Origin of the sequence: Pseudoclavibacter helvolus, from assembly GCF_049707175.1 — a bacterium.
Taxonomy (GTDB): domain Bacteria; phylum Actinomycetota; class Actinomycetes; order Actinomycetales; family Microbacteriaceae; genus Pseudoclavibacter; species Pseudoclavibacter helvolus_A.
The window spans coordinates 116,420-127,302 of the sequence record NZ_JBNAFM010000001.1; the positions used below are offsets into that span (position 1 = coordinate 116,420).

Consider the following 10,883-nt stretch of genomic DNA (forward strand, 5'->3'; position numbering starts at 1 on the left):
TGGCGAATGGAAGCAAGATGGTGGGCTAGCGATGGATGCTCAACTGGCGGCGGGCGCCACCGGCCAGTTGGGCTCGCCGAGGCTGAGCATGAGCCGGTTCGCCCACGCGAAGAACGCCGTCGACCCGACCAGATCGAACAGCTCCTCGTCGTCGAGGCCGAGCGCCCGAAGCTCGTCGATCTGCTCGGGAGTCGCGCTCGGGCGCAGCGTGGACAGCCGCGCCGCGAAGTCCACGATCGCGGACCAGCGCGCATCCTGGCCCGCGCTGAGCGCGTCGAGCGAGGTCGGCTGCCAGTTCGCGTCTCTGGGCAGGCTGGCGTCGATGACTCGCTGCACGTCGTCGTGCCGCTTCGACTGGAACGTCGCCTTCCGCGAATGCACAGACGCGCAGTAGATGCAGTCGTTGACCTTGCTGGCCACCGCCGCCGCAAGCTCCCGCTCCGCGCGCGGAAGCCCGCCCTTGCCGAGGAAGACGGCGTTGTCGATGGCGCTGCGCGCCTTGAGCACTGCTGGCACCCGCGAGAGCAGGCGGAAGTACACGCTGTTCGTCGTCGCCTTCGCGGCGAACGAGTCGACCTGCTCCGCGGTGAGCTCGGCCTCGGTCGGCGCGGTCACCCACGGCGACCACTCGAGCTGCTCCTGCGTGTACGCGGTGGGCTTCGAGAGGCCGGCGATGGTCCGCCCCGACAGGTCCTTGGCACGTCCCGCGGCGACGGTCGCGCGAGCCGGCGCATCCACTCGCTCCGGTGAGCGGCCCTCGAGCAGCGCGTCGCCGTCGAGCAGCCGTGCCAGGTAACTCTCGAACGCGACGAGCTGACTGAGGAGCACAATCTCGTCAGGCGAGACACCCGCGAGCGGCAGCACGTGCTGGTCCTCGTGCGTCGCGAGAGCCGGCGACACGGTGATGAGGTCGACGTGCTCGACAAGCGCGCGCAGCTTCGGGTCCGAGGGCAGCTCGTCGCCGGTCAGGCGCTCATCCGCGCCCTGGGCGAGATGCCACTGCGCGAGCTGCGCGTTCCCCTGCCAGCGCGCGACCGCGCGAGCGAACCCGTGCAAGATTCCGGGCTCGAGCACCTGCGGCGACTCGTAGAGCGCCGTGTAGGCAGCGAGCGTCTGCTCGACCACTTCGGGTTTCGCCGCCTTCAAGGCAGCGATCGACTCGGGAACGGTCGGGGAGATGCGCACGTCGGGTCCTCAGCACTGGAGATCGGGGGAAATCAGATACCAACGTGCCACCGAGTGTTGCTCCGCGCGCAATTGCGTTACCCCGCGTGAACCAGGCGCACGACGGGACCTGCTGCCTGCTCACCGCCGGTTCCGCACGACCGAGGTGCCCCACCGCACGGCTGGGCGACCGCGCGACTCAGGCCGTGCCGAGATCCGGTCGAGTGAGGTCGGGCTGGCGAGGGCCAACCGGACGGGGCCCAGCGACGTGCGTCGTGCGAGGGATGAGCTCGATGTCGGGAACCGGGTCGATCGTCAGCCGGGCGTGCGTCTCCACGTCGAAGCGCTGATTGCCGTAGCGCAGCTTCTGGCGTTCGATGCCCTCCGGCCGGAACCCAGCGCGACTCGCCACTCGGCACGACGCGGAGTTCCCGGTACGGTGCCCCAGCTCGAGGCGGAACAGGCCGAGCTCCGTGAACGCGAGGTCGGCGATCGTCGCAAGGCCGCGGGTCGCGAGTCCCCTCCCCCGCGCGCCCTTCGCGAGCCAGTAGTAGGCCCACCCCGTCTGATGCACGTGCTCGATGTTGCTGAGGCCCACGTTGCCGACCGCGATGCCGTCGACGATGATCGCCAAATCGTGCTTGGCCGTACCGGAGACGAGATGTTGCGCCATGTATGACACGTAGTCGAGCTCCGTCGAAGGCACCCCTCCCGGAAACTGCGCGGCGAGGTCCGGCGAGGTGCGCATGGCGTTCGCGAGGGCAGGGGCATCGTCGGCCACCCATGGTCGGAGGTGTGCATCCACCCCTGCAGTGTCGCATCCGCAGATGTGCTGATCCCGAGGCCACGCGCTAGAACGGCGAGCGAGGCGTAACATATACGAGCTTCGGAGCCGGTGGGGGAACATCAGCGTCGGTCTGCGAGACCCCCGAAGCGCCTCACCTTCGCCAGATCGGACGACACCTTGACCTCGGAGACACTCCAACCTGCCCCGCGGCGGCTCAACCACGGCCTGCAGCGCATGTTCGGCCGCGACACCCACGAGCAGGGCCGCGCCGCGACCCCGCTCGAACTGCTCTACGACCTCGCGTTCGCCGCATCCTTCGCCGCCGCCGGCAACCTCTCCGCTCACGGCATCGCGGAGGGACACACGGTGCCGGCGATCACCGGATTCGCGTTCGCGATGATCTCGCTCGTGTGGGCGTGGATCAACTTCTCGTGGTTCGCGTCCGCCTTCGACACCGACGACTGGCTGTTCCGCCTGCTGACGATGGTGCAGATGGCGGGTGTCGTCATCCTGGCCCTCGGACTTCCCGCCCTCTTCAGCTCCATCGACCACGGCGAGGTGCTCGACAACCGGGTCATGATCGCGGGCTACGTCGTGATGCGCGTGGCGCTGGTCTGCCAGTGGCTCCGGGCCGCTAGGGGCAGCGAACGCTATCGCACCACCGCCCTCACCTACGTGGCCTTCATCGTCGTGGCGCAGGTGATGTGGGTGGTCATTGCCGCGCTCCCGCTCACCCTCGGCTTCGCAATGGCCGCAGCCGGGGTCGCGCTCCTCGTCGAGCTCGCGGGGCCCCTCGTCGCCGAGACGCGCGGCGCCAAGACCGGTGCGGCCACCCCGTGGCACGCGCACCACATTGCCGAGCGGTACGCGCTGCTCGCAATCATCGCGATCGGCGAGGGCGTCTTCGGTACGATCGCGGCCGTCACGACGATCACCACCGAGCACGGCTGGAGCTTCGACGCCATCGTGCTCGTCACCGTCGGCATGGTGCTCATCTTCGGCATGTGGTGGGTCTACTTCATCGTCCCTGCCGCCGACGTGCTCCACGTCCACCGAGAGCGGTCATTCCCGTGGGGCTACGGCCACTTCTTCATCTTCGCGTCCATCGCCGCGACCGGGGCCGGCCTCCACGTCGTCGCCTACACGTTCGACGAGCACTACCACCTGAGCGACACCACCGCAGTGCTCTCCGTCGCCATCCCGGTGGCCGTGTTCATGCTGACCGTCTTCGCGCTCTACGCCTACCTGATGCGTGCCTTCGACACCTTCCACCTGGGGCTCTCCGCCGGATCGCTCGGTCTGCTCGTGCTCAGCGTCGTGATGTCAATGAACGGGGCCAGCGTCTCGATGAGCCTGCTCGTCGCGATGCTCGCGCCGGTGGTCATCGTGGTCGGCTACGAGTTCGCGGGACACCGGCACGTCGCCGGCCACCTCGAACGGCTCGAGCAGGCGGAACCCGCCACCTCCTAGCCCGCCCACAGCACGAGTTTCGGGATGGGTTCCTCACTTCGGGATGGTTTGCAAGCCATCCCGAGATGAGGAACCCATCCCGAAACTGTTGGTGGGCGACGGTGAAGCGGTCGGTGGATGCGCGCGAGGTGCGGGCTACGAGACGCGGCGGCGCCAGGCCCCCGTCGAGTACAGCGACCAGGCGACGAGCACTGGCTGGAAGAAGAGGCGCAGGAAGCGCTTCTTGTCGGTGTCGAGGCCGAAGGCGTCGCGGCGGTGCACGAACTGCGCGAGGTTGCCCGGGAAGACGGCCGTGAAGAACGCCGCGGCCACCCAGCCGACGGTGGGGCGCTGAGCTCGGCGCGCGAAGAGCAGCGAGAGGCCGAGCGCGATCTCGGCCACGCCTGAGGCCACCACGACCTGGTCGGTGGTGAGCGGTGCGTACTTGGTCACCGATTTCGGCACCTGCGCCTGGAACTCCTCACGGGCGACGGTCAGGTGCGTGACGCCCGCGAAGACAAGGAAGCCGCCGAGCAGGATGCGCTTGACCGTGCGGAGCTTGGAGGTGGGTGCCTCGTCGGCGAGGCGGATGCGCGCGCTGGTGCGTGCCATGGCCGTCTACGCAGCCTTGCTGGTCTTGCCGAAGCGGAAGGCCATGACGAGCTGGGTGATGCCGCCGATGATGAGGATGAACGCGACGATCCAGAGCATGACGACCACCACGCCAGCCGGCCAAAGGAGGATGAGCAGGCCGGCGATGATGCTGAGCACGCCCGAAAGGATCGCGAACCAGCGCGACTGGTCGGGTGACGCGTCCGCGAGCGAGGCGATGCCCTCGATGATCCACGTGATGGCGATGAGGATGCCGAGGGCGTCGATGAGGGCCGCGGGCTGGACGAGCGCGATCACGCCTCCGGCGATGAGCAGGAGGCCGACGACGCCGTTGAAGACTCGCCAGCCGGTGGGCAGGCCCTTCGAGACGATGGCGCGGATGAGTCGGAGTCCGCCGGAGAAGACGAAGAAGAGACCGAAGATCCAGGCGATGGCGGTCAGCGCCTTGACGGGGAAGGCGAGCGCGACGATGCCGAGGACGAGCGCAACCGCTCCCCCGATGCCGAAAATCCAGCGGAGTGTCGTGACCTGGCGCGGGCTCAGGAGACTCGGGTTGAGGTTGAACCTCACGATGGGGGTGGACTGGCTCACTGCGGGCTCCTTCTGCAGGGGGGATGCGCCGTGCGCGGCGCCGACGCTCCTGACCTCGAAGGGAGGAGCTGTCGTCATCCTAGTGACGATGGCGAGCGCGACGTCACCCCCGCGATCACCGGGTCTCCCCCGACGACGCGCCCGTCGCGCAGGGTGATGACGGCGTCCGCGGCCGCGATCTCGTCGGTGTCGTGACTCGCGACGACCACAGCCTTGCCACGCGCGGCGAGACCGGCGAGGCATTCGGCGATGCGTTGGCTCGATTCGTCGTCGACGCCAGCGGTCGGCTCGTCGAGCAGCAGCAGCTCGGTGTCCTGCGCGATCCCCTGCGCGATCAGGGCGCGCTGCCGTTGTCCGCCGGAGAGCTCGCTGAGCAGGCGTCGGCGGAGCCCCGCCAAGCCGAGCGCTTCGATCGCCTCCGCCGTGAGCTGCGCATCCGCGTGCGTTCGGCCGTTCCTGCGCGCTCGCCACCACCGCGCGTCCGGGTTCGTGCGCCTTGCCCATCGCCCCATGGCCACGGCGGCTTGCACGGTCATCGGAAAGCGTTCAGGCAACTTCGCATGCTGCGGGACGAAGCCGATGCGCCCCGGGGAGGGATCGAAGTCAGCCCAGTCGAGCGTTCCCGACGACAGCGCGGTGGTCCCGGCAAGCACCCCGAGGAGCGTGCTCTTGCCTGACCCGTTGTGGCCAACGACCACCGTCACCGCGCCACGCTGGATCTCGAGGGAGACCGCCGCGAGCGCGTCGTGCGTGTCGTAGCTGACGGTGGCGTCGGCGAGGGATGCAAGAACTGGCATGCTCGACATCCTATCGGTAATGAGAAGCGTTTTCATTATGCTACGGTCCTTCCCCGTGCCCTTCTTCACCGATCCCCTCGAGGCGAGCTTCTTCGCCAGAGCCCTCGTTGGCGGTTCCCTCGCCGCGGTGCTCTGCGCCTGCGTCGGCACCTGGGTGGTGCTGCGCGGCATGGCGTTCCTCGGCGAGGCCCTGGCCCACGGCATCCTGCCGGGCGTCGCCGTCTCCGTCCTCCTCGGCTTCCCACCCGTTGCCGGCGCCGCCGTCTCGGCAGGGGTCATGGCCATCGGCGTGCGCACCCTCACGAAACGCACGAGGCTCTCGAACGACACGGCCATCGGCATCCTCTTCGTGGGCATGCTCGCGCTCGGCATCGCGATCGTCTCCAAGTCGGGAAGCTTCGCCGTCGACGTCACGGCGATGCTCTTCGGCGACGTGCTGGCCATCGGACCCGCCGAGCTCTGGCTGATCGGCGCGGCACTCGCACTCGCACTCGCCGTACTCGCGCTCTTCCACCGATCGTTCACGGCACTCGCCTTCGACGAGCGCAAGGCGCTGACACTTGGCCTGTACCCCGAGCGAGCGGGACTCGCGCTCATCGCGCTCGTGGCGCTCGCCGTCATCGCGTCGTACCAGGCCATCGGCACCCTGCTCGTCACCGCACTCCTGCTCGCGCCACCAGCCGCCGCATCCCTGAGCAGGAAGAGCGTCGTCGGCATCATGACGCTCGGCAGCGCCATCGGCATCGCCGCTGTGGTCGCTGGCCTATACGCATCCTGGCACCTGGCCATCGCCGCCGGCCCCGCCATCGCGCTCGCCGCGGTGCTCGCCGTCGCCCTCGCCGCAGCACTCCGGCCGCGCCGTCGCAGCGCATCGTCCGAACAGCCCTCTCCCCCGTCCGCAGCTCCAGCAGAAAGCGACCAGTCGTGCCCCGCACACGCGTAACAACCTCCCCTTCCCCCGCATCCGCCCGCCCCCGTGCACTGACAGCCGCTGCCGCCACCCTCGGGATGCTCGCCCTCGCCGGGTGCGCGACCGCCGCCCCAGAGACGGCCCCGACGACAAGCGCCGACGCGCAGCCGCACGGGTTCGTCGAGGGTGCTGAGGAGCTCTCTGAAGCCCAGACGAGCATCGCGAGCATCGGCCCCGACGGTTCCGTGAGCGTGCTCAACCTGCTCACCGGCGAGACCGCCAGCATCGACGCCGTCGCGGCCCCCGACTGGGCCGTCAGCGACGGGCGCTTCGTCTTCTCCGGCACGACAGACGACGCAGGATCCACGGAGATTGTGGACACCGGCGTCTGGACGGTTCCGCACGGCGACCACGTCCACTACTACTGCACGGCGCCGGGAACGGTAGGCGAGGTGGCCGAAGCCGGGCCCGCGCGGGTGGCATCGAACGAGGGCACCGTCGCGCTGAGCTATTCCGCATCCGGCACCACCGTGGTCCTCGACCGGCACGCGCTCGGTCAGGGCGAGACCCGCGAGCTCACCCGCATCGAGTCCGAAGCCCACGATGCGGCCGCCGCCCCGGTCGGCGAGGCGGTCGTCGCGAGCAGCGTCTCAGCGCCCGGCGCAGCCCCGCGACTCGCGGCGTACTCGCTGGACGGCGCCGAGCTCGCGCCCGGCGTCGAGTGCCCGGGACTGAGCGACGTACAGGTGACCAGCCTGGGAGCGACCTTCGCCTGCAGCGACGGGCTCGTCTTCGCCTCCGCCGCGGAGCCGAGCGACCCAGCTTCGCCCCCAAACCTCTCCAAGGTCAGCTACCCGCAGGGCGCCGCGCCAGGTGCAACAACCCTCGACAACCGTCCGCACCGGCCGGCCGTCGCAGGCCCCGCCGGCGACGAGGGTGTCTGGCTCGCCTCCTCGCGCAGCCAGGAACTCACCTTCGTCCCCACCTCGGCTCCGATCCTCGTCACCGTCGCCGTCGCCGACGACAGCAACCGCATCGTCGCCGTCGACGCCGACGGCACACTCCTCGTCATCGATGGCGAGAGCGGCGACGTCACCGGAACGCAGGCCGGCCTCGTCGGAACCCCAGACGCTGCCGCGAGCATCCACCTCTCCGTCGACACGAGCCGCGCCTACCTGAGCACCACCTCCTCACCCGAGCTGCACGAAATCGACTACAAGGACGGCGCCCGCGTCGCACGCACGCTCGAGCTCCCGACAACGCCCGCCTTCGCCTTCGAGACGGGGAACTGACAGTGAACGCACGCACCGCGAAGACCACCATCCGCATCGTCGCCGCCCTGGGCGCGGCCGCCGCGATCACCGCGAGCCTCGCGTCCTGCAGCGCCGGCCCTGACAGCGACGACCGACCCGAGATCGTCGTCACCACGAACATCCTGGGCGACGTCGTCACCGAGCTGGTCGGCGACCAGGCGACCGTCACCACCCTCATGAAGCCCGGTGCGGACCCGCACTCCTTCAGCCTGTCCGCCCAGGAGGCCGCGTCGATCGAGAACGCCGACTTCGTCGTCTCGAATGGCCTCGGCCTGGAAGAGGGCGTCGCGCAGCACCTCAGCCAGGTCGATGCAGCCGGCATCCCGCACTTCGTCGCGAGTGATGCGTTCGAGCCGCTCGCCTACACGGAGGGCGACGCCGAGGGCATGGACGATCCCCACTTCTGGACCGACCCCGCACGAATGTCGGCGGTCGTCGATGCCCTCGGCGAGCGGCTGCTTGCCGACGTCGACGGGATCGACCAGACAGCCCTCGAGACCTCCGTCGCCGACTACTCCGGCCAGCTCGAGGAGCTTGACGGATGGATGCAGGACCAGTTCGACACGATTCCCAGCGACTCGAAGAGCCTCGTCACCAACCATCACGTCTTCGGCTACCTCGCTGAACGCTTCGGCTTCACCGTCGTCGGCACCGTCATCCCTGGCGGCACCACGTTGGCGGCACCGAGCGCCGCGGACTTCGCTGAACTGAGCGCCGACATCACCTCCGCCGGAGTCTCCACGATCTTCGCCGACTCCTCGAGCCCAGACGATCTCGCCCGAGCACTTGCCACCGAGGCCGGCATCGAGGTCCAGGTCGAGCCGCTCTTCACAGAGTCGCTCACCCCTGCAGGCGGCGGCGCGGAGACCTACCTCGAGATGATGCGAGCCAACACGGAGCGCATCACCGCAGGTCTCACCGCCTGAACCTCGCGTGGCACAGCAAGCCCGCGCATCCGAATCCCACCCCCAAGGAACACCACACAAGAAAGGGTCTCCATGACCATCGCCTCCCCCTCCAGGACGCGCGGCGCGATCGCCGTCACCGCCCTCGGCATCCTCGCGCTCACCGGATGCTCGCAGTCAACGCCTGCGGCGACCGGCGAAGCCGCGGCGACCCCCGGCTCCGCCTCCGCCGCGACCGCGGAGCGGATCACGCTCACCTACGACGGCGGACTCGTCGTGCTCGATGCGGCGACGCTCGAGGTCGTCGGCGACGTGCCGATCGACGGCTTCACCCGTGTCAACCCCGTCGGCGACGGGCAGAACGTCCTCGTCACGACCGACGCGGGCTTCCAGGTGCTCGACACGCAGGAGCCAGCACTGACCGGTGCCACCTTCGAAGGCTCCAAGGCAGGCCACGCCGTTGCGCACGCGGGCAAGACGGTCCTGTTCTTCGACGGCACCGGCGACTCCGTCATCTTCGACACCGATGCGCTGCTCGCCGACAACACGAAGCTGCCGGAGACCGAGACGGTCGCGAGCGACGCCGCCCACCACGGCGTCTCCATCGAGCTCTCCGACGGCACCTTCGTCACCACCCTCAGCGACCGCACCGGCATCGTCGCGACGGACGCCGACGGCAACGAGCTCGCCAGGTCGACCGACTGCCCCGGCGTGCACGGCGAAGGCACGGTGAAGGACGAGGTCGTCATCGTCGGCTGCGAGAACGGCGCCCTCGCCTACGCAGACGGTGAAATCACGAAGCTGTCCTCACCCGACGACTTCGGCCGCATCGGTAACATGTTCACGACCGAGGACTCGGCCATCGCGCTCGGCGATTACAAGTCCAACCCAGACGCCGAGGGCTACCTGCTGGAGGCGTTCAGCCTCGTCGATACCGCGACCGGAAAGATCTCTGTCACCGACCTGCCAGACGGCGTCGGCTACACGTTCCGAGACCTCGGACGCGGCGCGGACAACGAAGCGATCATCCTCGGCTCTGACGGCTCACTCCACCTCTTCTCCGAGACCGACGGCTCGCTCATCACCTCGATCCCGGTCATCGGCGCATGGGAGGGACCAGCCGAATGGCAAAATGCGCACCCGGCACTCAAGGTGAAAGACGGTGTCGCCTACGTCACCGAGCCCGCCACGAGCACCATTCACGCCGTCGATCTCGAGACCGAAGAGATCACGACCTCGGCGACGCTTCCTGGCGTGCCGAACGAGATCGCCCTGAGCTGAGCAAACGTGCCCTGATCGGGCCCTCGATTGCCTAGCGCATCGGCCTGAACGAAGGCCGGGGTGTATGGGGAGCACTCCCCATGCACCCCGCAAGGCAACGGCACTAGGATGCCGAGCAGCGGGGCCCTCAGCCCAGCGAATGCAGGCAACGCGCTTCAGGTGAAGCCGACGACAAGGAGAATGAGCATGCGCAGCGAGCTATTCGCGGAAGCGAACCGGGAGAGCCAGAGCACCGAGCGTTGGGTGCTGCAGTCCAAGAAGATGCTGCGCGTCGGCTTCGGTCCAGAAGTCCTCGCAGCCAAGGGTGCCATGGTCGCCTACCAGGGCCAGTTCGACTTCAAGCACGAGGGCTCGGGAGGCCTCGGCAAGTTCATGAAGAAGATGGTTTCCGGTGAGGGCGGCGCGCTCATGCGCGTCGCCGGTCAGGGTGAGGTCTTCTTCGCCCGACAGGGGGCCGACGTCTTCACGCTGACGCTCGAGGGCGAGGGCATCACCATCAACACCTCCAACCTCCTCGCGTTCGACGCGAACCTGCAGTGGGACATCAAGATGCTCGCCAACGCGGGCATGATGACGGGCGGTTTGTTCAATCTCGAGGTCGGCGGGCACGGCACCGTCGCCGTCTCGAGCGACGGCCCGCCCATGGTGCTCGACTGCTCCGTGCAGCCGACGTTCGTCGACCCGCAGGCCGCGATCTGCTGGTCCCAGAACCTGCAGCCGACGATCAAGAACGACTTCAAGATGGGGTCGCTCATCGGCCGTGGCTCCGGCGAGTCGTTCCAGCTCGCGTTCCACGGCCCGGGCTTCGTGGTCGTGCAGCCAAGCGAGGGTGCGCCCATCGTCGCGACGGCCTGAGGGCATCGCGCCGGCTCCGCCCTCAGGGGCGGGACCGAGTTCGCGGTCGACGTCGGTTCGAGCGCCCTCAACTGAGGAGCGCGGTCGGCTGGGCCGCACTGTCACGACTACGGCGGGGGGGGGGGGGGGGGGGTGGGGGGCCCCCCCCGGGGGGGGGGGGGCCCCCGGGGGGGGGGGGGGGGGGCGCGCGGGTTTTTGTGGGGGGGCCCCCACCCCCCC

General features: G+C 69.0%; 11 protein-coding genes. 6 read left to right on the forward strand and 5 right to left on the reverse strand.

Features of this window, described 5'->3' with window-relative positions; translation table 11 throughout:
* Positions 1-39 precede the first annotated feature (39 nt).
* Positions 40-1,185 (reverse strand): peroxidase-related enzyme, encoded by a 1,146-nt coding sequence (locus ACPYN9_RS00745; RefSeq protein WP_424463046.1) that lies wholly within the window; start codon positions 1,183-1,185, stop codon positions 40-42.
* Between the two features lie 178 nt (positions 1,186-1,363).
* On the reverse strand, positions 1,364-1,969 hold the full coding sequence (locus tag ACPYN9_RS00750; RefSeq protein ID WP_424463048.1) for a GNAT family N-acetyltransferase: 606 nt from the start codon (positions 1,967-1,969) through the stop codon (positions 1,364-1,366).
* 159 nt (positions 1,970-2,128) lie between these two features.
* On the opposite strand from ACPYN9_RS00750, the gene ACPYN9_RS00755 reads away from it, so the two are divergent.
* On the forward strand, positions 2,129-3,421 hold the full coding sequence (locus tag ACPYN9_RS00755) for a low temperature requirement protein A (RefSeq protein WP_424463050.1): 1,293 nt from the start codon (positions 2,129-2,131) through the stop codon (positions 3,419-3,421).
* Between the two features lie 135 nt (positions 3,422-3,556).
* On the opposite strand, the gene ACPYN9_RS00760 is transcribed toward ACPYN9_RS00755, so the two are convergent.
* From ACPYN9_RS00760 to ACPYN9_RS00770, 3 genes are read right to left on the reverse strand one after another with little or no spacing between them, the layout of a single operon-like run.
* A complete protein-coding gene (locus ACPYN9_RS00760) occupies positions 3,557-4,012 on the reverse strand; it encodes a DoxX family protein (RefSeq protein WP_424463052.1) in 456 nt (151 codons plus the stop codon).
* Positions 4,013-4,018: 6 nt separating this feature from the next.
* The gene (locus tag ACPYN9_RS00765; protein ID WP_424463054.1) at positions 4,019-4,681 is read right to left on the reverse strand and encodes an HdeD family acid-resistance protein; all 663 of its coding nucleotides are present in this window, start codon (positions 4,679-4,681) and stop codon (positions 4,019-4,021) included.
* On the reverse strand, positions 4,678-5,400 hold the full coding sequence (locus ACPYN9_RS00770) for a metal ABC transporter ATP-binding protein (protein ID WP_424463056.1): 723 nt from the start codon (positions 5,398-5,400) through the stop codon (positions 4,678-4,680). The genes ACPYN9_RS00765 and ACPYN9_RS00770 overlap by 4 nt, the downstream gene beginning before the upstream one ends.
* A gap of 55 nt (positions 5,401-5,455) precedes the next feature.
* Here ACPYN9_RS00770 and aztB point away from each other — a divergent pair, with 55 nt between their 5' ends.
* From aztB to ACPYN9_RS00795, 5 genes are all read left to right on the forward strand, one after another.
* The gene (gene aztB, locus ACPYN9_RS00775) at positions 5,456-6,343 is read left to right on the forward strand and encodes a zinc ABC transporter permease AztB (protein ID WP_424463058.1); all 888 of its coding nucleotides are present in this window, start codon (positions 5,456-5,458) and stop codon (positions 6,341-6,343) included.
* Positions 6,325-7,602 (forward strand): hypothetical protein, encoded by a 1,278-nt coding sequence (locus tag ACPYN9_RS00780; protein WP_424463060.1) that lies wholly within the window; start codon positions 6,325-6,327, stop codon positions 7,600-7,602. The genes aztB and ACPYN9_RS00780 overlap by 19 nt, the downstream gene beginning before the upstream one ends.
* Positions 7,603-7,604: 2 nt before the next feature.
* The gene (gene aztC / locus ACPYN9_RS00785) at positions 7,605-8,549 is read left to right on the forward strand and encodes a zinc ABC transporter substrate-binding protein AztC (protein ID WP_424463062.1); all 945 of its coding nucleotides are present in this window, start codon (positions 7,605-7,607) and stop codon (positions 8,547-8,549) included.
* A gap of 72 nt (positions 8,550-8,621) precedes the next feature.
* The gene (locus ACPYN9_RS00790) at positions 8,622-9,809 is read left to right on the forward strand and encodes a hypothetical protein (protein ID WP_424463064.1); all 1,188 of its coding nucleotides are present in this window, start codon (positions 8,622-8,624) and stop codon (positions 9,807-9,809) included.
* Between the two features lie 186 nt (positions 9,810-9,995).
* Positions 9,996-10,664 carry an AIM24 family protein gene (locus ACPYN9_RS00795; protein ID WP_424463066.1) on the forward strand — a complete coding sequence of 223 codons (669 nt, stop codon included), beginning with the start codon at positions 9,996-9,998 and terminating at the stop codon, positions 10,662-10,664.
* The last annotated feature ends 219 nt before the right edge of the window (positions 10,665-10,883 follow it).

Excerpts from the sequence above, each read along its gene's own strand:
- ACPYN9_RS00760 (WP_424463052.1), bottom strand. The coding sequence starts at position 4,012 with ATGGCACGCACCAGCGCGCGCATCCGCCTCGCCGACGAGGCACCCACC.
- ACPYN9_RS00765 (WP_424463054.1), bottom strand. The coding sequence starts at position 4,681 with ATGACGACAGCTCCTCCCTTCGAGGTCAGGAGCGTCGGCGCCGCGCAC.
- ACPYN9_RS00770 (WP_424463056.1), bottom strand. The coding sequence starts at position 5,400 with ATGCCAGTTCTTGCATCCCTCGCCGACGCCACCGTCAGCTACGACACG.
- ACPYN9_RS00790 (WP_424463064.1), top strand. The coding sequence starts at position 8,622 with ATGACCATCGCCTCCCCCTCCAGGACGCGCGGCGCGATCGCCGTCACC.
- ACPYN9_RS00795 (WP_424463066.1), top strand. The coding sequence starts at position 9,996 with ATGCGCAGCGAGCTATTCGCGGAAGCGAACCGGGAGAGCCAGAGCACC.